17 protein-coding genes are annotated in these 19,572 nt (G+C 72.2%); 15 read left to right on the top strand and 2 right to left on the bottom strand.

Going from position 1 to position 19,572, the window contains the following annotated elements; all coding sequences use genetic code 11:
* The first annotated feature begins 26 nt into the window (after positions 1-26).
* The 11 genes from pdxS (at position 27) to ACFV3R_RS26305 (ending at position 12,057) form a co-directional block, all read left to right on the top strand.
* Positions 27-947, top strand: coding sequence for a pyridoxal 5'-phosphate synthase lyase subunit PdxS (pdxS, locus tag ACFV3R_RS26355; protein WP_385588098.1), 921 nt, complete (start codon positions 27-29; stop codon positions 945-947).
* Positions 948-955: 8 nt separating this feature from the next.
* A complete protein-coding gene (gene pdxT, locus ACFV3R_RS26350) occupies positions 956-1,567 on the top strand; it encodes a pyridoxal 5'-phosphate synthase glutaminase subunit PdxT (protein ID WP_385588095.1) in 612 nt (203 codons plus the stop codon).
* 131 nt (positions 1,568-1,698) lie between these two features.
* Positions 1,699-2,451, top strand: coding sequence for a YebC/PmpR family DNA-binding transcriptional regulator (locus ACFV3R_RS26345; protein WP_385588092.1), 753 nt, complete (start codon positions 1,699-1,701; stop codon positions 2,449-2,451).
* A gap of 151 nt (positions 2,452-2,602) precedes the next feature.
* Complete coding sequence (ruvC, locus tag ACFV3R_RS26340) at positions 2,603-3,181, top strand: crossover junction endodeoxyribonuclease RuvC (RefSeq protein ID WP_385588089.1); 579 nt, start codon at positions 2,603-2,605, stop codon at positions 3,179-3,181.
* The gene (gene ruvA / locus ACFV3R_RS26335) at positions 3,178-3,801 is read left to right on the top strand and encodes a Holliday junction branch migration protein RuvA (protein WP_385588086.1); all 624 of its coding nucleotides are present in this window, start codon (positions 3,178-3,180) and stop codon (positions 3,799-3,801) included. The genes ruvC and ruvA overlap by 4 nt, the downstream gene beginning before the upstream one ends.
* Positions 3,802-3,862: 61 nt before the next feature.
* Entirely contained in the window at positions 3,863-4,966 is a 1,104-nt protein-coding gene (ruvB, locus tag ACFV3R_RS26330; protein WP_385588083.1) for a Holliday junction branch migration DNA helicase RuvB, read from the top strand.
* A gap of 230 nt (positions 4,967-5,196) precedes the next feature.
* Positions 5,197-5,715 (top strand): preprotein translocase subunit YajC, encoded by a 519-nt coding sequence (yajC, locus tag ACFV3R_RS26325; RefSeq protein WP_385588080.1) that lies wholly within the window; start codon positions 5,197-5,199, stop codon positions 5,713-5,715.
* Positions 5,716-5,854: 139 nt separating this feature from the next.
* On the top strand, positions 5,855-7,630 hold the full coding sequence (gene secD / locus ACFV3R_RS26320; protein ID WP_385588077.1) for a protein translocase subunit SecD: 1,776 nt from the start codon (positions 5,855-5,857) through the stop codon (positions 7,628-7,630).
* Positions 7,631-7,632: 2 nt separating this feature from the next.
* Entirely contained in the window at positions 7,633-8,760 is a 1,128-nt protein-coding gene (secF, locus tag ACFV3R_RS26315; RefSeq protein WP_385588074.1) for a protein translocase subunit SecF, read from the top strand.
* Entirely contained in the window at positions 8,757-9,305 is a 549-nt protein-coding gene (locus tag ACFV3R_RS26310) for an adenine phosphoribosyltransferase (protein ID WP_385588071.1), read from the top strand. Before secF ends, ACFV3R_RS26310 begins: the two co-directional genes overlap by 4 nt.
* 244 nt (positions 9,306-9,549) lie before the next feature.
* Positions 9,550-12,057 carry a RelA/SpoT family protein gene (locus ACFV3R_RS26305; RefSeq protein WP_385588068.1) on the top strand — a complete coding sequence of 836 codons (2,508 nt, stop codon included), beginning with the start codon at positions 9,550-9,552 and terminating at the stop codon, positions 12,055-12,057.
* A 358-nt stretch (positions 12,058-12,415) separates the two neighbouring features.
* Here the strand turns inward: ACFV3R_RS26305 and ACFV3R_RS26300 are convergent, their stop codons facing one another.
* Positions 12,416-13,645, bottom strand: coding sequence for a DUF349 domain-containing protein (locus ACFV3R_RS26300; protein ID WP_385588064.1), 1,230 nt, complete (start codon positions 13,643-13,645; stop codon positions 12,416-12,418).
* A gap of 347 nt (positions 13,646-13,992) precedes the next feature.
* Positions 13,993-14,841, bottom strand: coding sequence for a peptidylprolyl isomerase (locus ACFV3R_RS26295; RefSeq protein ID WP_385588061.1), 849 nt, complete (start codon positions 14,839-14,841; stop codon positions 13,993-13,995).
* A gap of 197 nt (positions 14,842-15,038) precedes the next feature.
* Here ACFV3R_RS26295 and ACFV3R_RS26290 point away from each other — a divergent pair, with 197 nt between their 5' ends.
* From ACFV3R_RS26290 to ACFV3R_RS26275, 4 genes are all read left to right on the top strand, one after another.
* A complete protein-coding gene (locus tag ACFV3R_RS26290) occupies positions 15,039-15,758 on the top strand; it encodes an MBL fold metallo-hydrolase (protein WP_385588058.1) in 720 nt (239 codons plus the stop codon).
* A 13-nt stretch (positions 15,759-15,771) separates the two neighbouring features.
* Positions 15,772-17,034, top strand: a complete 1,263-nt coding sequence (gene hisS, locus ACFV3R_RS26285; protein WP_385588055.1) for a histidine--tRNA ligase — start codon at positions 15,772-15,774, stop codon at positions 17,032-17,034.
* Positions 17,035-17,262: 228 nt separating this feature from the next.
* A complete protein-coding gene (locus ACFV3R_RS26280) occupies positions 17,263-17,916 on the top strand; it encodes a vitamin K epoxide reductase family protein (RefSeq protein ID WP_385588053.1) in 654 nt (217 codons plus the stop codon).
* 92 nt (positions 17,917-18,008) lie between these two features.
* Positions 18,009-19,550 carry a replication-associated recombination protein A gene (locus tag ACFV3R_RS26275; protein WP_385588051.1) on the top strand — a complete coding sequence of 514 codons (1,542 nt, stop codon included), beginning with the start codon at positions 18,009-18,011 and terminating at the stop codon, positions 19,548-19,550.
* The last annotated feature ends 22 nt before the right edge of the window (positions 19,551-19,572 follow it).

The raw sequence follows: 19,572 nt of genomic DNA, 5'->3' as shown, positions 1-19,572 counted from the left end.
TCCCGACGCACATCAGTGAGGTCCCCGTGTCCACCGACTCCAGCGCCACGACGACGCCGACCGGCCCGCAGACGGGCACCGCCCGCGTGAAGCGCGGCATGGCCGAGCAGCTCAAGGGCGGCGTGATCATGGACGTCGTCACGCCCGAGCAGGCGAAGATCGCCGAGGACGCGGGCGCCGTCGCGGTCATGGCCCTGGAACGCGTCCCCGCCGACATCCGCAAGGACGGCGGCGTGGCCCGCATGTCGGACCCCGACATGATCGAGGGCATCATCGACGCGGTCTCCATCCCCGTCATGGCCAAGTCCCGCATCGGCCACTTCGTCGAGGCCCAGGTGCTCCAGGCGCTCGGCGTCGACTACATCGACGAGTCCGAGGTCCTCACCCCCGCCGACGAGGTCAACCACTCCGACAAGTTCGCCTTCACCACCCCCTTCGTCTGCGGCGCCACCAACCTCGGCGAGGCCCTGCGCCGCATCGCCGAGGGCGCCGCGATGATCCGCTCCAAGGGCGAGGCGGGCACCGGCAACGTCGTCGAGGCGGTGCGCCACCTGCGCCAGATCAAGGGCGAGATCGCCAAGCTCCGCGGCTGCGACAACAACGAGCTGTACGCCGCCGCGAAGGAGCTGCGCGCCCCCTTCGAGCTGGTCCGCGAGGTCGCCGAACTCGGCAAGCTGCCCGTGGTGCTCTTCTCCGCCGGCGGCGTGGCCACCCCGGCCGACGCGGCGCTGATGCGCCAGCTCGGCGCCGAGGGCGTCTTCGTCGGCTCGGGCATCTTCAAGTCCGGCGACCCGGGCAAGCGCGCCGCCGCCATCGTCAAGGCCACCACCTTCTACGACGACCCCAAGGTCGTCGCGGACGCCTCCCGCAACCTCGGCGAGGCCATGGTCGGCATCAACTGCGACACGCTCCCCGAGGCGGAGCGGTACGCCAACCGCGGCTGGTGAGCACCGGTATGAGCGATCCCGTCATCGGCGTCCTCGCCCTCCAGGGGGACGTCCGCGAACACCTCGCGGCGCTCGCCGGCGTGGGCGCCGAGGGGCGGCAGGTGCGCCGTCCCGAGGAACTGGCCGACCTCGACGGACTGGTCGTGCCCGGCGGCGAGTCCACCACCATGTCCAACCTGGCGGTCGCCTTCGGGCTGCTGGAGCCGCTGCGCGCCTTCGTCGCGGCCGGCCGCCCGGTCTACGGCACCTGCGCCGGCATGATCATGCTCGCCGACCGGCTGCTGGACGGACGTCCGGACCAGCACACGCTCGGCGGCGTCGACATGACCGTGCGGCGCAACGCCTTCGGGCGGCAGAACGAGTCCTTCGAGGCCGACGTCGAGGTGTCCGGGGTGGCGGGCGGCCCGGTACGCGGCGTCTTCATCCGGGCGCCCTGGGTGGAGTCGGTGGGCGAGGCCGCCCAGGTGCTCGCCGTCCACGACGGCCACACCGTCGCGGTGCGGCAGGGCAACGTCCTGGCCACGTCCTTCCACCCGGAGCTGACCGGCGACCACCGGCTGCACGGACTGTTCGTCTCGATGGCCGCCGAGGCGCGCGGTACCGCCCCCGCCGCCGCCTGAAGTCCACCGGGCCGACAGCCCGCGGGCGGTGCGCCCGTCACGTGTTCGCCGCGCGTGACGGGCGCGCAGCGCGTTTCGGTAGGATCTCAGGCGTTCGTTGCAGTAGTGGGTTACGCGAAGGAGACAGGCGGATGTCCGGCCACTCTAAATGGGCTACGACGAAGCACAAGAAGGCCGTGATCGACGCCAAGCGCGGCAAGCTCTTCGCCAAGCTCATCAAGAACATCGAGGTCGCCGCCCGCATGGGCGGCTCCGACCCCGAGGGCAACCCGACGCTCTACGACGCCATCCAGAAGGCGAAGAAGCAGTCGGTCCCCAACAAGAACATCGACTCCGCGGTCAAGCGCGGCGCGGGCCTGGAGGCCGGCGGCGCGGACTACGAGACGATCATGTACGAGGGTTACGGGCCCAACGGTGTCGCGGTGCTCATCGAGTGCCTCACCGACAACCGCAACCGCGCCGCCTCGGACGTGCGCGTCGCCATGACCCGCAACGGCGGCTCCATGGCCGACCCCGGTTCGGTCTCCTACCTCTTCAACCGCAAGGGCGTCGTGATCGTGCCCAAGGGCGAACTCGGTGAGGACGACGTCCTCGGCGCGGTGCTCGACGCGGGTGCCGAGGAGGTCAACGACCTCGGCGAGTCCTTCGAGGTCCTCAGCGAGGCCACCGACCTGGTGTCGGTGCGCACCGCGCTCCAGGAGGCCGGGATCGACTACGACTCGGCCGACGCCAACTTCGTCCCGACCATGCAGGTCGAACTCGACGAGGAGGGCGCCCGCAAGATCTTCAAGCTGATCGACGCCCTGGAGGACAGCGACGACGTGCAGAACGTCTTCGCCAACTTCGACGTCTCCGACGACGTCATGGCCAAGGTCGACGCCTGAGCCAGGCGCACCGGTGCCGAGTGCGGCCACCCCGCGCCGGCCCGTCACCGTTGCCGCACCCTGTCAGTGGCGGCCGATACGCTGCTGGAACGCGTGTGTGGACGTCCGCCGCCGGCGCGCACCGGCCGGTACCGGGGGAGGGGAGCCGTAGATGAAGGTGCTGGGGGTCGACCCGGGCCTGACCCGCTGCGGCGTGGGCGTCGTCGAGGGCGTCGCGGGCCGCCCGCTGACCATGGCCGGCGTGGGCGTCGTCCGCACCCCCGCCGACGCGGACATCGCCGAGCGACTGCTGCTGGTCGAACGCGGTCTGGAGCAGTGGTTCGAGGAGCACCGCCCCGAGTACGTCGCGGTGGAGCGGGTCTTCAGCCAGCACAACGTCCGCACCGCCATGGGCACCGCCCAGGCCAGCGCCGTCGCCATGCTCTGCGCCGCCCGCCGGGGCCTGCCGGTGGCGCTGCACACCCCCAGTGAGGTCAAGGCCGCCGTCACCGGCTCGGGGCGGGCGGACAAGGCCCAGGTCGGCGCCATGGTCACCCGCCTCCTGCGGCTGGCCGAACCCCCGCGCCCCGCCGACGCCGCCGACGCGCTGGCCCTGGCCATCTGCCACATCTGGCGCGCCCCCGCCGTGAACCGCCTCCAGCAGGCGCAGGCCGCGGCCCGCCGCGCCCCCTCCGCACCCCTCACGTCGCCGCGCCGGGCGGCGGCGCCACCCCAGAGAGGCACCCGATGATCGCCTTCGTCTCCGGCCCGGTCGCAGCCCTGGCCCCCGACACCGCCGTCGTCGAGGTCGGCGGCGTCGGCATGGCCGTCCAGTGCACGCCGAACACCCTCGCCGCCCTCCGGGTGGGACAGCCCGCCCGGCTGGCGACCTCCCTGGTGGTGCGGGAGGACTCCCTCACCCTCTACGGCTTCGCGGACGACGACGAGCGGCAGACCTTCGAACTCCTGCAGACCGCCAGCGGCGTCGGACCGCGCCTGGCCCAGGCCATGCTGGCCGTCCACACGCCCGACGCGCTCCGCCTCGCCGTCGCCACCGGTGACGAGAAGGCGCTGACCGCCGTCTCCGGCATCGGGAAGAAGGGGGCGCAGAAACTGCTGCTGGAGCTGAAGGACCGCCTGGGCGAACCGCTCGGCACCGCCCGCGCCGCCGGCGTCGGCACCCCCGTGACGCAGGGTTGGCGCGACCAGCTGCACGCGGCCCTGGTCGGCCTGGGCTACGCCACCCGCGAGGCCGACGAGGCCGTCGCCGCGGTCGCCCCGCAGGCCGAGGCGGCGAGTGCCGAGGGCGGCCGGCCCGAGGTGTCCCAGCTGCTCAAGGCCGCGCTGCGGAACCTCAACCGGACCCGCTGAGCCCCACGCCGCACCCCGGCCCGCCCTTCCCCGCCCGCCCCCGACCTATGAGGCACCCGCAGTGAACTGGGACGAAGACACCGAGACCACCGAACGCGACGAGTCCTTCGCCGCGGACGCCGGCGCCGACCGGCTGGTGGGCGGCGGCGCCGACAGCGAGGACTCGGCGGTCGAGGCGGCGCTGCGCCCCAAGGACCTGGAAGAGTTCGTCGGCCAGGAACGCGTCCGCGAACAGCTGGACCTGGTGCTGCGCGCCGCCCGGGCCCGCGGCGCCACGGCCGACCACGTCCTGCTCTCGGGCGCCCCGGGTCTGGGCAAGACCACCCTCTCGATGATCATCGCCGCCGAGATGGGCGCCCCGATCCGCATCACCTCGGGCCCCGCCATCCAGCACGCCGGCGACCTCGCGGCCATACTCTCCTCCCTCCAGGAGGGCGAGGTGCTCTTCCTCGACGAGATCCACCGCATGTCGCGGCCGGCCGAGGAGATGCTCTACATGGCGATGGAGGACTTCCGCGTCGACGTCATCGTCGGCAAGGGCCCCGGCGCCACCGCCATTCCGCTGGAGCTGCCGCCGTTCACCCTGGTCGGCGCCACCACCCGGGCCGGGCTGCTGCCGCCGCCGCTGCGTGACCGCTTCGGCTTCACCGCCCACATGGAGTTCTACGCCCCGACCGAACTCGAACGCGTGCTGCACCGCTCCGCCGGCCTGCTGGAGGTGGAGCTGGAGCCGGAGGGAGCCGCCGAGATCGCCGGCCGCTCCCGCGGCACCCCCCGCATCGCCAACCGCCTGCTGCGCCGGGTCCGGGACTACGCCCAGGTCAAGTCCGACGGCGTCATCACCCGGGAGACGGCCGCCCAGGCGCTGGACGTCTACGAGGTCGACGCCCGCGGGCTGGACCGCCTGGACCGGGCCGTGCTGCACGCCCTGCTGAAGCTGTTCGGCGGCGGCCCGGTCGGGCTGTCGACCCTCGCGGTGGCCGTGGGGGAGGAGCGCGAGACCGTCGAGGAGGTCGCCGAGCCGTTCCTGGTGCGCGAGGGGCTGCTGGCGCGCACGCCGCGTGGCCGGATCGCGACGCTCGGTGCCTGGTCCCACATGGGCCTGGAGCCCCCGCGGCAGGCCCCGCTCGCCGGCAACGGGCAGCAGGACCTCTTCGGGGCCTGAGGCGGCAGCCCCGCCCGGATCGCCCGCCGGACGTGGTGCGGCGCACGGCCCGGCCGGCGTGAGAGGGGCCACGGAATTGGCCCCGGCAGGAACCGGGGTGCCATGCTGGGCGTTGTTCCTGCGGCGGACCCTCGCTTAGACTCCGCCGACGTCGTGCCCCCGGGTGCGGCACCACCATCCCCGTACACCCGGCCGCACCTCGCGGTCACGCGAAGGAATCTGGCGTACCCGTGAACCTCACCATGCTCCTCCCCCTCCTCTTGATCATCGTGGCCATGTTCGCGATGACGCGGTCTGCGAAGAAGAAGCAGCAGCAGGCCTCGGAGATGCGCAACCAGATGCAGGCCGGCAGCGGCGTCCGCACCATCGGTGGCATGTACGCCACCGTCAAGGAGGTGCACGAGGAGACGGTCCTCCTGGAGGTCGCCCCCGGCGTGCACGCCATCTACGCGAAGAACGCCGTCGGCGTCGTCCTGGCCGACGAGGAGTACAACCGCATCATCGACGGTGCGGAGCCGCAGCCGATCGTCCCCGACGACGCCTCCTCCCTGACCTCCCTGGAGAAGGCCGAGGCCCCCGCCGAGGACGAGTCCCGTCCCGCGGACCTCACCAAGGCCGCCCCCGCCGAGGACAAGGCGGACGAGAAGGCGGAGGAGAAGGCCGACGAGACGGCTGCTCCCGCCGAGGCCGAGGCCGGTGCCAAGGAGACCGCCGCCGAGAAGAAGGCCGGCGACTCCGACACCAAGTAAGTCCAGCCGACCAGGAACCGCGTCGCTCCCGCCCCCGCGCGGTGTGTCGCGGTTCCTTGAGGGTCTAGGGTCCCCGTAACACTTCGTGCCGCCTTGCGCACTACCGGGCCTTGGCGGTTGGACAGGGAGAAACGACAAGGTGGCAGCACCGAACAAGGGCAGCAGCCGCAGGTCCAGCGGCGCCCAGAGCAAACCGGGTAGGGTCCTGGCCCTCATCCTGGTGGTCATGGTGGCCCTGGTCGGCGGCATGTTCGTCGCGGGCAGCTTCACCCCGCGACTGGGCATCGACCTCGCCGGCGGCACGAGCTTCACGCTCGAGGCGCAGAACCAGCCGGGCAAGCCGGACGCGATCAACCCGACCAACATGAAGACCGCGGTCGGCATCATCAACCGCCGCGTCAACGGTCTGGGTGTCTCCGAGGCCGAGGTCCAGACCCAGGGCGACAGCCACATCGTCGTCAACATCCCCCGGGGCACGGACGCCAAGCAGGCGCGCGAGCAGGTCGGCACCACGGCCCAGCTCAACTTCCGGCCGGTCATCACCGCCGCCGCGGCCACCCCGACGCCCTCGCAGAGCCCGAGCAGCAGCCCGTCGGGCAGCGGCAAGCCCAGCTCCAGCCCGTCGGCCGGCTCCACCGCCTCCGGCAAGGGGGACAAGGCCTCCTCGCCCAGCGGCAGCTCCTCACCCAGCACCCAGGGCCGGGCCGTCACCGACAGCCTGAAGAAGCCCTCGGCGAGCGGCACCCCGAAGGCCTCGGACACGCCCTCGGCCCAGCCGACCCCCTCCGCCTCCGGCGGCGCCTCGCTGCCGTCCGGTATCGAGAAGCAGCTGGCGAAGCTCGACTGCTCCAAGCCCGCCCAGCGGTCCACGGCAGCTGAGAAGGCCGCCGCCGCCAAGCCGACCGACACCATCGTCTCCTGCGACAAGGACGGCCAGGCCAAGTACGTGCTGGGCCCGGTCGCGGTCGAGGGCAAGGACGTCGACAGCGCCAAGGCCGGCTTCGACAGCCAGCAGGGCCAGGGCTGGATGGTCAACCTCGGCTTCAACTCCGCCGGCGCCAAGAAGTTCACCGACGTCACCGGCAAGCTCGCGGCCCAGCAGTCGCCGCAGAACCAGTTCGCCATCGTCCTGGACGGTGAGACGGTCTCCGCGCCCTCCGTGGACAAGGCCATCCCCGGCGGCGAGGCCACCATCTCCGGCAGCTTCGACCAGAAGTCCTCCGAGGACCTGGCCAACGTGCTGTCCTACGGTGCCCTGCCGCTCTCCTTCAAGATCGCGGACGAGACGACCGTCACCGCCGCCCTCGGCTCCCAGCAGCTCGAGGCGGGCCTCGTGGCCGGCGCGATCGGCTTCGCGCTGGTGCTGGTCTACCTGATCGCCTACTACCGGGGCCTCTCGCTCGTCGCGGTCGCCAGCCTCGTGGTCTCCGCGGTCCTCACCTACACGATCATGACGCTGCTCGGCCCCGCCATCGGCTTCGCGCTGAACCTGCCGGCGGTCTGCGGTGCCATCGTCGCCATCGGCATCACCGCGGACTCCTTCATCGTCTACTTCGAACGCATCCGGGACGAGGTGCGCGAGGGACGCTCGCTGCGGCCCTCGGTGGAGCGGGCCTGGCCCCGGGCACGGCGCACCATCCTCGTCTCCGACTTCGTCTCCTTCCTCGCCGCCGCGGTGCTCTTCATCGTCACGGTCGGCAAGGTGCAGGGCTTCGCGTTCACGCTGGGTCTGACGACCCTGCTCGACGTGGTCGTCGTCTTCCTGTTCACCAAGCCGCTGGTCACGCTGCTGGCCCGCCGCAAGTTCTTCTCCTCCGGCCACCCGTGGTCGGGCCTTGACCCCAAGCGACTGGGCGCCAAGCCGCCGCTGCGCAGCCGCCGCCGCGTCCCCGGCACCGAGACCAAGGAGGCGTGAGGATGAGCAAGCTCGGAGACCTCGGTGCCCGGCTCTACCGCGGTGAGGTCGGCTACGACTTCATCGGCAAGCGGAAGATCTGGTACGGCATCTCCATCCTGATCACCATCACGGCCATCGTCGGCCTGTCGGTGCGCGGGCTGAACATGGGGATCGACTTCCAGGGCGGCGCGGTGTTCACCACGCCGAAGACCTCCCTGACCTCCTCCCAGGCGCAGGAGCAGGCCGAGAAGGCCGCGCCGGGCCACCAGGCGGTGGCGCAGGGCGTCGGCGACGGCGGGATGCGCATCCAGATCAGCGGACTGGACACCAAGGAGTCCATCCCGGTCCAGGAGAAGCTCGCCAAGGAACTCGACGTCCCGGCCAAGGACATCAACACCGAGCTGGTCGGCCCCAGCTGGGGCGAGCAGATCGCGGACAAGGCCTGGCTGGGCCTGGGCATCTTCATGGTGCTCGTGGTGATCTACCTGGCCATCGCCTTCGAGTGGCGGATGGCGCTGGCCGCGCTCGTCGCCCTCGTCCACGACCTGTCGATCACCGTGGGTGTGTACGCACTCGTCGGGTTCGAGGTCACCCCCGGTACCGTCATCGGCCTGCTGACGATCCTCGGTTACTCGCTCTACGACACCGTCGTCGTCTTCGACAGCCTCAAGGAGGCCTCGCGCGGCGTCACCAAGCAGTCGCGGTACACCTACGCGGAGATCGCCAACCGCAGCATCAACTCCACGCTGGTGCGTTCGATCAACACCACCGTGGTGGCGCTGCTGCCGGTCGCCGGCCTGCTCTTCGTGGGCGGCGGCCTGCTGGGTGCCGGGGTGCTCAACGACATCTCCCTCGCGCTCTTCGTCGGCCTGGCCGCCGGTGCGTACTCCTCGATCTTCATCGCCACCCCGCTGGTCGCCGACCTCAAGGAGCGGCAGCCGGAGATGAAGGGCCTGGCCAAGCGGGTCCGCGCCAAGCGTGCCGCGGCCGCCGCGAAGGCCGAGGAAGGTCCCGAGCACCCGGCCCCCGCAGCCGGGACCGACCAGGACCAGCAGCCCGCGGCAGCCGGCGGCAACCTGGTCGGCCAGCGTGGCCAGACCGCCTCCCGCAACCGCGGTCGCGGCCGTCCCTCGGGCAAGCGCCGATGAGCGCCTCACCCGAGCTGCAGGCACAGCTCCTCGCCAGGATCACCGACGTCCCGGACTATCCGCAGCCGGGGGTGGTGTTCAAGGACATCACCCCGCTGCTGGCGGACGCGGAGGCGTTCACCTCGCTCACCGACGCCTTCGTCGACGTCGTGCGGCGCACCCGTGCGGACAAGGTCGTCGGCCTGGAGGCCCGCGGCTTCATCCTCGCCGCGCCCGTCGCCGTCCGCGCCGGGGTCGGCTTCGTGCCCGTCCGCAAGGCCGGCAAGCTGCCCGGAGCGACGCTGAGCCAGCGCTACGACCTGGAGTACGGCTCCGCCGAGATCGAGCTGCACGCCGACGCCCTGGAGCCGGGCGACCGGATACTGGTGATCGACGACGTGCTCGCCACCGGCGGCACCGCCGCCGCCTCCCTCCAGCTGGTCCGCCGGGCCGGCGCCGAGGCCGTCGGCCTGGCCGTGCTCATGGAGCTGGGCTTCCTCGACGGCAGGTCCGTGGTGGCGGAGGAGCTCAAGGGCGCCCCGCTGGAGGCACTCGTCACGATCTGAGGTCGAGTGGGAGCGTTCCGTTGCCCCGGCCGGGTGCCGGCGGGAGGGGAGCGCCAGAGCAGAGCGAAGGGCGTCCGGTGGCAGTGACCGGGCGCCCTTCGGCCGTCGTACCCGGTGGGAGGCCGCGCGCGCGTGCCGGATCGCCGAGGTCGATACCATGGTGATCTGGCCTGTCCGTGGTCCAGGGTTGAACGGACCCCCTCTCCGCCGCGTCCGCCCGGGGAGGCTCACCGAGGAGTTGCTCTTGCCAGACGAGGTCCAGCCGATGCCCGCCGCGTCCCAGGACACCCCCACGCCCAAGGAGGTGGCCGCCCGGGAGGCGCGACGGACGGGCCAGGCTGACCGCACGGCCCCGGCCGCCCACCCCGCGGCCTCCGCCAAGCCGTCGTCGGCCACGCCCCCGGTCAAGCCCACTCCGCCCGTCCCCGGCGCCATGCCGCCCGTCAGCGGGCGCTCCGGCTCCTCCAACCGCGTACGGGCCCGGCTGGCCCGGCTCGGCGTGCAGCGGCAGAGCCCGTACAACCCCGTCCTGGAGCCGCTGCTGCGCATCGTGCGCTCCAACGACCCCAAGATCGAGACGGCGACGCTGCGGCAGGTCGAGACGGCCTACCAGGTCGCCGAGCGCTGGCACCGGGGCCAGAAGCGCAAGAGCGGCGACCCGTACATCACCCACCCCCTCGCGGTGACCACCATCCTCGCCGAGCTCGGCATGGACCCGGCCACCCTGATGGCCGGGCTGCTGCACGACACTGTCGAGGACACCGAGTACGGGCTGGACACGCTCCGTCGCGACTTCGGCGACCAGGTCGCCCTCCTCGTGGACGGCGTCACCAAGCTGGACAAGGTCAAGTTCGGTGAGGCCGCGCAGGCCGAGACGGTCCGCAAGATGGTCGTCGCCATGGCCAAGGACCCGCGCGTCCTGGTCATCAAGCTCGCCGACCGCCTGCACAACATGCGCACGATGCGCTACCTCAAGCGGGAGAAGCAGGAGAAGAAGGCCCGCGAGACCCTGGAGATCTACGCCCCGCTCGCCCACCGCCTGGGCATGAACACCATCAAGTGGGAGCTGGAGGACCTCGCCTTCGCGATCCTCTACCCCAAGATGTACGACGAGATCGTGCGGCTCGTCGCGGAGCGGGCGCCCAAGCGGGACGAGTACCTCGCGGTCGTCACCGACGAGGTCCAGGCCGACCTGCGGGCCGCCCGGATCAAGGCGACCGTCACCGGCCGCCCCAAGCACTACTACAGCGTCTACCAGAAGATGATCGTCCGCGGCCGGGACTTCGCGGAGATCTACGACCTGGTCGGCATCCGCGTCCTCGTCGACACCGTCCGTGACTGCTACGCGGCCCTCGGCACCGTCCACGCCCGCTGGAACCCCGTTCCGGGGCGGTTCAAGGACTACATCGCGATGCCGAAGTTCAACATGTACCAGTCGCTGCACACCACGGTGATCGGCCCCAGCGGCAAGCCCGTCGAGCTGCAGATCCGCACCTTCGACATGCACCGCCGCGCCGAGTACGGCATCGCCGCGCACTGGAAGTACAAGCAGGAGGCCGTCGCGGGCGCCAGCAAGGTGCGCACCGAGGGGCCGAAGAACGCCGGCCGGGGCGGCGACACCGTCAACGACATGGCGTGGCTGCGGCAGCTGCTGGACTGGCAGAAGGAGACCGAGGACCCGGGCGAGTTCCTGGAGTCGCTCCGCTTCGACCTCTCGCGCAACGAGGTCTTCGTCTTCACGCCCAAGGGCGACGTGATAGCGCTGCCCGCCGGCGCCACCCCCGTCGACTTCGCCTACGCCGTCCACACCGAGGTCGGCCACCGCACCATCGGGGCCCGCGTCAACGGCCGTCTGGTGCCGCTGGAGTCCACCCTGGACAACGGCGACACCGTCGAGGTCTTCACCTCCAAGGCGTCCGGCGCCGGCCCGTCCCGCGACTGGCTCGGCTTCGTCAAGTCGCCGCGGGCCCGCAACAAGATCCGCGGCTGGTTCTCCAAGGAGCGCCGCGACGAGGCGATCGAGCAGGGCAAGGACTCCATCGCGCGCGCCATGCGCAAGCAGAACCTGCCCATCCAGCGGATACTGACCGGCGACTCCCTGGTCACCCTCGCCCACGAGATGCGCTACCCCGACATCTCCTCGCTCTACGCGGCGATCGGTGAGGGCCACGTCGCGGCCCAGGGCGTCGTGCAGAAGCTGGTGGAGGCGCTGGGCGGGCAGGACGAGGCGAGCGAGGACATCGCCGAGTCCACCCCGATCCGCCACCGCTCCAAGCGGCGTTCCAACGCCGACCCCGGGGTGGTCGTCAAGGGTGTCGACGACGTCTGGGTCAAGCTCGCCCGCTGCTGCACGCCGGTGCCGGGCGACCCGATCATCGGCTTCGTCACCCGCGGCAACGGCGTCTCGGTGCACCGCGCCGACTGCGTCAACGTCGACTCCCTCTCGCGGCAGCCCGAGCGCATCCTGGAGGTCGAGTGGGCCCCCACCCAGTCCTCGGTCTTCCTGGTCGCCATCCAGGTCGAGGCGCTGGACCGCTCCCGGCTGCTCTCGGACGTCACCCGCATCCTGTCCGACCAGCACGTCAACATCCTCTCGGCCGCGGTGCAGACCTCCCGTGACCGGGTGGCGACCTCCCGCTTCACCTTCGAGATGGGCGACCCCAAGCACCTGGGGCACGTGCTGAAGGCGGTGCGCGGCGTGGAGGGCGTCTACGACGTGTACCGGGTGACGTCGGCGCGTCGGCCGGCCTGAGGGGTCCTTGCCATATGCCCGCCCGGGCCGCGTGGTCTGGCACCGCACCTCGCGGCATTGCCAAAAAGCCCTGGTAGCTCCGCTACGAGGACTCTCCGGCGCCTTGCGATGCACGGCACCGGACCACGCGACCTCATCGGACGCTCATCTTGCAAGGACCCCTGAGGGCTGCGCCGGGCCGGCGGGCAGGGGCGTGCGAGGTGGCGGCGCGCTCGTCCGCCTCACCCGCCCGGGACGCACCGGAGCCCCGCCCGCCGGCCGGGCCCGCGGCACCGCCCGCCGGACCGGTCCGCAGACGACGGTCGGCCCCGCCGCGCGTGTTCCGCGCGGCGGGGCCGACCGTCACTGACGGGGGCCGTCAGCCCCCGAACTCCTCCAGACCCTTCAGCGCCTGGTCCAGCAGGGCCTGGCGGCCCTCGAGCTCACGGCTGAGCTTGTCGGCCTTGGCGTCGTTGCCGGACGTCCGTGCCGCGTCGATCTGCCGCTGCAGCCTGTCGACCGCGTCCTGCAACTGCCCCGTCAGACCGGCCGCGCGGGCCCGGGCCTCCGGGTTGGTCCGCCGCCACTCGTTCTCCTCGGCCTCCTGCAGGGCACGCTCCACCGCGTGCATGCGCCCCTCCACCTTCGGGCGGGCGTCCCGCGGGACGTGGCCGACGGCCTCCCAGCGCTCGTTGACCGAGCGGAACGCGGCGCGCGCGGCCTTCAGGTCGGTGATCGGCAGCAGCTTCTCGGCCTCCTCGGCCAGCTCCTCCTTGCGCGTGAGGTTCTCCTGCTGCTCGGCGTCGCGCTCGGCGAACACGGCGGCACGCGCCTGGAAGAAGACGTCCTGCGCGCCCCGGAAGCGGTTCCACAGGTCGTCCTCGTGCTCGCGCTGCGCGCGGCCCGCGGCCTTCCACTCCTGCATCAACTCGCGGTAGCGCGCGGAGGTCGCGCCCCAGTCCGTCGAGTTCGACAGCGCCTGCGCCTCCGCGACGAGCCGCTCCTTGGTCTTCCTGGTCTCCTCGCGCTGCGCGTCCAGCGAGGCGAAGTGGGCCTTGCGCCGCTTGGAGAAGGCGGAGCGGGCGTGCGAGAAGCGGTGCCACAGCTCGTCGTCGGACTTGCGGTCCAGCCGGGGCAGGCCCTTCCAGGTGTCCACCAGCGCCCGCAGCCGCTCACCGGCCACCCGCCACTGCTCGCTCGCCGCCAGCTCCTCGGCCTCCGCGACGAGCCGTTCCTTGGCCTCCTTGGCCTCGGCCGTCTGCTTGGCCTTCACGGCCTTGCGCTCCTCCCGGCGGCTCTCGACCGTGCCGAGGAGGTCGTCGAGCCGCTTGCGCAGCGCCTCCAGGTCGCCGACCGCGTGGTGCTCGTCGACCTGTTGGCGCAGGTGGTCGACGGCCGCCTGGGCGTCCTTGGCCGACAGGTCGGTGGTCTTCACCCGGCGCTCGAGGAGGCCGATCTCCACGGCCAGCCCCTCGTACTTGCGCTCGAAGTAGGCCAGTGCCTCCTCGGGAGACCCGGCCTGCCACGAGCCGACGACCTTCTCGCCGTCGGCGGTACGCACGTACACGGTCCCCGTCTCGTCGACGCGGCCCCACGGGTCGCTGCTCACAGCGCCTCCTCCACATGATGCCGACGCGGGGCGCGCACGCCCCCGGGCATCGTCCACGGTTTCCGTCCGGCGGGACCTCGGCCCCGTCCGGTTCCGACGGCCGGTGACGGGCGGTTGCTGCGCCCGCGGGTGGAGCCGTCGAAGCAAGGCACCCTACACAACGCCAATCTAGGCGAGAGGGAGGCCGCCTGTCCGCACCGGGCGGCCTCGGATTTCCCACAGCGCGCGGGGCGCGTCGCCGGGGGACGCGCCGGCGTGCGCCCGGCCGCCCGGGTGGCGCGCCCCGAACGGCACGAGGGGGCGCCGGTGGGACGGCGCCCCCTCGTGCAGCGGCCCGCGCCGCGGCGTCAGCCCTTGTCGACCGTCGCCTTGTTGATGACCACCGTCGCGTTGGGCGCGGTGTTCATCGTCTGCGGGTCGGCGGCGGCACCGGCCTTGGCGATCTTCTGGAGGACGTCCATGCCCTTGGTGATCTTGCCGAACGGCGTGTAGTCCGCCGGCAGCGGGCTGTCCTTGTAGACGAGGAAGAACTGGCTGCCACCGGAGTTGCGGCCCTGCTTGGTCTGCGGGTTGTAGGTGTTGGCCATCGCGAGCGTGCCGGCCGGGTACGTGCCGCCCTTGATCTCCTTGGCCTTCAGGTTCTCGTCCGGGATGGTGTAACCGGGGCCGCCGGTGCCGGTGCCCGTGGGGTCACCGCACTGCAGGACGTAGATCCCCTGGTCGACCAGACGGTGGCAGGGGCTGTGGTCCAGGAAGTGCTTGCCGGTGAGGAAGTCGAAGGAGTTCACGGTGTGCGGCGCGTTCTTCGCGTCCAGCGCCGCGTCGATCTCGCCGCAGGTGGTCTGCAGCTTCATCGTGTAGGAAGCCGACTTGTCGATGTTCATCGCCGGCTCCTTCTTCCACTGCGCCTTGGAGACCTTGCCCGCGGCGGGCTTGGCGCAGGGGTCGTGGACCTTCTTCGTCGCCGAGGCGGACGGCGTGGCCGAGGGGGCGTCCGCGGCCTGGTCCTTCGCCGAGTCGTCGACGAGGTGCCCCGCGGCCCAGGCCGCGGCGCCGCCCGCCAGCACGACTGCGAGGGCCGCCGCGATGATCACGTTGCGTCGCTTGGCGCGGCGCCGGGCCTCGGCCCGCCGCTGGAGCTGCCGCTCGTACTTCTGCCGGGCAAGCTGCTTACGCCGCTGATCGCTGCTGGTCACCGGGCGTTCTCCTTGTGTCCTGGGGGCATGCGCCGAACCGACCGGGTCGAGTTATGGGCCGTACCGTATACGGGTTCGCTGTGCTCGTGGTGCCGCCGGTAGGCTGAGGAGTCCTGAGAATCCCCCCGGCCCGCCCCTGCCGCACCGCGCACGGCACCCGGAGGGACAGACCGCCGACCGACAGGTAAGGGACGAACGTGCTGATTGCCGGGTTCCCCGCCGGGGCCTGGGGGACCAACTGCTACCTGGTCGCCCCCGCCGCCGGCGAGGAGTGCGTGATCATCGACCCCGGCCACCAGGCCACCGAGGGCGTCGAGGAGACACTGCGCAAACACCGCCTCAAGCCCGTCGCCGTCCTCCTCACCCACGGCCACATCGACCATGTCGCCTCCGTGGTGCCCGTCTGCGGCGCGCGGGACGTCCCCGCCTTCATCCACCCCGAGGACCGCTTCATGATGAGCGACCCGGAGAAGGCGCTGGGCCGGTCCCTCGGTGCGCAGCTCATGGGCGAGCTGACGGTGGGGGAGCCCGACGACGTGCGGGAGCTGACCGACGACACGCGGCTCCAGCTCGCCGGACTGGATCTCACCGTCGCGCACGCGCCCGGCCATACCAAGGGGTCGGTGACGTTCAGGATGCCCGAACAGGCGGACGTGCCGCCGGTGTTCTTCTCGGGCGACCTGCTCTTCGCCGGCTCCGTCGGACGCACCGACATGCCCGGCGGCGACCACGCCGAGATCCTGCGCTCGCTGGCCCGGGTGTGCCTGCCGCAGGACGACGTGACCGTGGTCCTGTCCGGACACGGCCCCCAGACGACCATCGGCCGGGAGCGCGCCACCAACCCCTACCTGCGGGAAGTGGCCGCCGGCCTCGGAGACGACGCCGGCGCCGGCGCCCCTCCACGACGAGGATTGTGACGAGACTTCTCCCGTGAGCACCTTCCAGGCCCCCAAGGGCACCTACGACCTGATCCCGCCGCACTCCGCGACCTACCTCGCCGTCCGGGACGCCATCGCCGCACCCGTGCGGCGCGCCGGCTACGGCTACGTCGAGACCCCCGGTTTCGAGAACGTGGAGCTGTTCGCGCGCGGCGTCGGGGAGTCCACCGACATCGTCACCAAGGAGATGTACGCCTTCGAGACCAAGGGCGGCGACCGGCTCGCCCTGCGCCCCGAGGGCACCGCCTCAGTCCTGCGCGCAGCCCTCCAGGCCGGTCTGCACAAGGGCGGGAACCTGCCGGTCAAGCTCTGGTACTCCGGCTCCTACTACCGCTACGAGCGTCCGCAGAAGGGGCGCTACCGCCACTTCTCGCAGGTGGGCGCCGAGGCCATCGGCGCGGAGGACCCGGCGCTCGACGCCGAGCTGGTCATCCTGGCGCACGACGCCTACCGCTCGCTCGGCCTGCGCGGCTTCCGCATCCTGCTCAACTCGCTGGGCGACGCGAAGTGCCGTCCCGTCTACCGCGCGGCCCTCCAGGAGTTCCTTCGCGGCCTCGACCTCGACGAGGACACCCGGCACCGCATCGACGTCAACCCGCTGCGCGTCCTGGACGACAAGCGGCCGGCCGTGCGCAGCCAGCTCGCCGACGCCCCGCTCTTCCGCGACCACCTCTGCGAGGACTGCCGCGCCTACCACGCGCAGGTCCGCGAGCTGCTGACCGCGGCCGGCATCGCCTTCGAGGACGACCCGACGCTGGTGCGGGGACTGGACTACTACACCCGGACCACCTTCGAGTTCGTCCACGACGGCCTGGGCTCGCAGTCCGCGGTCGGCGGCGGCGGGCGCTACGACGGCCTGTCGGAGATGATCGGCGGCCCGGCGCTGCCCTCGGTCGGCTGGGCGCTCGGCGTGGACCGCACGGTCCTGGCGCTGGAGGCGGAGGGCATCACGCTGGAGCTGCCCGCCAGCACCGACGTCTACGCCGTGCCGCTGGGCGAGGAGGCCCGGCAGGTGCTGTTCGCCCAGGTCACCGAGTTGCGGCGGGCGGGGGTCGCCACCGACCTCGCCTACGGCGGCAAGGGCCTGAAGAACGCCATGAAGTCCGCCAACCGCTCCGGCGCCCGGCTGGCGCTGGTCGCCGGTGAGCGCGACCTCGCCGAGGGGCTCGTCCAGCTCAAGGACCTGACCAGCGGCGAGCAGCGGCCGGTCGCCCTGGACGCGCTGGTGGACGAGGTGCGCAAGGCGCTCGACTGAGCGGCACCGCCACTGCCCGCGGGCCCGGCCGGAAACCTCCGGCCGGGCCCGTCCCGTGTCTCCCCGGGCCCCGGAGCCGTTGTCCGGGCGTGGGGTTTTCTTTGTCCACAGCCCCGGTGAGCACGCACCGGCTTGCGGCACAATGAAGAGCGCCGGGCGGTCGGCCCGCCGGGCGCACAGCCCCGCCCTGACAGCCCTGTGCACGAGTCCTCCCACGGAGACGGCGATATGACGACGACAGCGGTGGACGAGATGTCCTCCCTGGACGACGAAGGTCGGCCCGGCGAGTCCGCCGAGCCCGCACGACGGTTCGGCGCGGGCCGGGCGTACGCGCTGCTGCTGGTGATCACCGGTGCCCTCGGCATCCTGGCCGCGGCGGTCATCACCCTCGACAAGGAGGAGCTGCTGACCAACCCGAACTACCACCCGGCCTGCAGCCTCAACCCCGTCGTGTCCTGCACGGACGTGATGAAGAGCTGGCAGGCAGGTGTCTTCGGCTTCCCCAACCCGCTCGCCGGGCTGGTCACCTTCGGCTGTGTCGTCGGCATCGGCATGGGGCTGCTGGCCGGCGCCCGCTACGCCCGCTGGTACTGGATCGGGCTGAACACCGGCACCCTGCTGGGCACCGCGTTCTGCACCTGGCTGATGATCCAGGCGCTCTACGACATCAACGCCCTGTGCCTGTGGTGCTGCCTGACCTGGGCCGTGACCATCGCCATGTTCTGGTACACCACCGTCCACAACATCAAGCACGGCATCCTGCGCGTCCCGGCCGGGGTGCGCAGCGCGGTGGTGGAGTTCCACTGGGTGGTCCCGGTGCTGTGGTACGCGCTGATCGGTCTGCTGATCCTCACCAACTGGTGGTCCTTCTGGACGTCCTGACCGGCGCCGGGCACCACCGCCGTCCGCCTCCGGGCAGGGCGTACCCACCCGCCGGTCCCGGGGCTGTCGGTGGCGCCCGCTAGGTTGGGAGGGTGGAACCCGACCTGTTCACCGCCGCAGCCGAAGAACGTCAGAGCACCGAGCCGGGAGGCGCCCCCCTCGCGGTGCGGATGCGGCCCCGGACGCTGGACGAGGTGGTCGGCCAGCAGCACCTGCTCAAGCCCGGCTCGCCCTTGCGGCGGCTGGTGGCCGAGGCCGGCGGGGGACCGGCCGGGCCTTCGTCCGTCTTCCTGTGGGGCCCGCCCGGCACCGGCAAGACCACCCTCGCCCACGTCGTCAGCCAGGCCACCAACCGGCGCTTCGTGGAGCTGTCGGCGATCACCGCCGGGGTGAAGGAGGTACGCGCCGTCATCGACGGGGCGCGGCGGGCCTCCGGCGGCTACGGCAAGGAGACCGTCCTCTTCCTCGACGAGATCCACCGGTTCAGCAAGGCGCAGCAGGACTCGCTGCTGCCGGCGGTCGAGAACCGCTGGGTCACCCTGATCGCCGCCACCACCGAGAACCCCTACTTCTCGGTGATCTCCCCGCTCCTCTCCCGCTCCCTGCTGCTGACGCTGGAGCCGCTGAGCGACGAGGACGTCCGGGGCCTGTTGCAGCGCGCGGTCGCCGACGAGCGCGGCCTGGCCGGTGCCGTCTCCCTGCCGCAGGACACCGAGGACCACCTGCTCCGGGTGGCCGGCGGGGACGCCCGGCGCGCGCTCACGGCCCTGGAGGCCGGCGCGGGCGCGGCACTGGACAAGGGCGAGGCGGAACTGACCCTCGCCACCCTGGAGGAGTCGGTCAACCGTGCGGCGGTGAAGTACGACCGCGCCGGTGACCAGCACTACGACGTGGCGAGCGCGCTGATCAAGTCGATCCGGGGCTCCGACGTCGACGCGGCGCTGCACTACCTGGCCCGCATGATCGAGGCAGGCGAGGACCCGCGCTTCATCGCGCGGCGGCTGATGATCTCCGCCAGCGAGGACATCGGGCTCGCGGACCCCAGTGCGCTGCAGACGGCCGTGGCGGCGGCCCAGGCGGTGGCGCTCATCGGCTTCCCGGAGGCCCGCATCACCCTCAGCCAGGCCACCATCGCGCTGGCGCTGGCCCCCAAGTCCAACGCCGCCTACCTGGCGATCGATGCGGCCCTCGCGGACGTCCGCGCCGGCCACGCAGGCCCCGTCCCCGCACACCTGCGGGACAGCCACTACCAGGGCGCGACCAGGCTCGGCCACGGCCAGGGCTACCAGTACCCGCACGACCTGCCCGGCGGTATCGCGGCGCAGCAGTACGCCCCGGACGCCGTCCACGGCAGGCAGTACTACACCCCGACCCGCTACGGCGCCGAGGCGCGGTACGCAGACGTGACGGACCGGGTCCGGGCCCGGCTGCGCGGGGAGCCGCTGCCCCCGGCACCGACCCCGCCCGCGACCGCAGCCGCGACCGAGGCGCCGGTGGCAGCCCGGAGCCAGGCCCCCGCGGGGCCCGCCGCGGCAGGAGCGGAGCGAGCCGGCGGCGGTGAGGGCAGGGACCGGGACGCGGCGGCGGACCAGGGCCCGGCGGAGTCCGGAGCCCAGGCGGCGTCCGGGGAGTGACCACGGGGCGGGGAGTGACCGG

Source organism: Streptomyces sp. NPDC059740 (assembly GCF_042733155.1).
In the GTDB taxonomy this organism is placed as follows: domain Bacteria; phylum Actinomycetota; class Actinomycetes; order Streptomycetales; family Streptomycetaceae; genus Streptomyces.
This window is presented reverse-complemented; position numbering and strand designations above follow the sequence as displayed.

Bases quoted from the DNA above. Each gene is read 5' to 3' on its own strand.
- ruvA (WP_385588086.1), top strand. From the start codon at position 3,178: ATGATCGCCTTCGTCTCCGGCCCGGTCGCAGCCCTGGCCCCCGACACC.
- pdxT (WP_385588095.1), top strand. From the start codon at position 956: ATGAGCGATCCCGTCATCGGCGTCCTCGCCCTCCAGGGGGACGTCCGC.
- ACFV3R_RS26345 (WP_385588092.1), top strand. From the start codon at position 1,699: ATGTCCGGCCACTCTAAATGGGCTACGACGAAGCACAAGAAGGCCGTG.
- ACFV3R_RS26310 (WP_385588071.1), top strand. From the start codon at position 8,757: ATGAGCGCCTCACCCGAGCTGCAGGCACAGCTCCTCGCCAGGATCACC.
- ACFV3R_RS26280 (WP_385588053.1), top strand. From the start codon at position 17,263: ATGACGACGACAGCGGTGGACGAGATGTCCTCCCTGGACGACGAAGGT.
- secF (WP_385588074.1), top strand. From the start codon at position 7,633: ATGAGCAAGCTCGGAGACCTCGGTGCCCGGCTCTACCGCGGTGAGGTC.
- ruvC (WP_385588089.1), top strand. From the start codon at position 2,603: ATGAAGGTGCTGGGGGTCGACCCGGGCCTGACCCGCTGCGGCGTGGGC.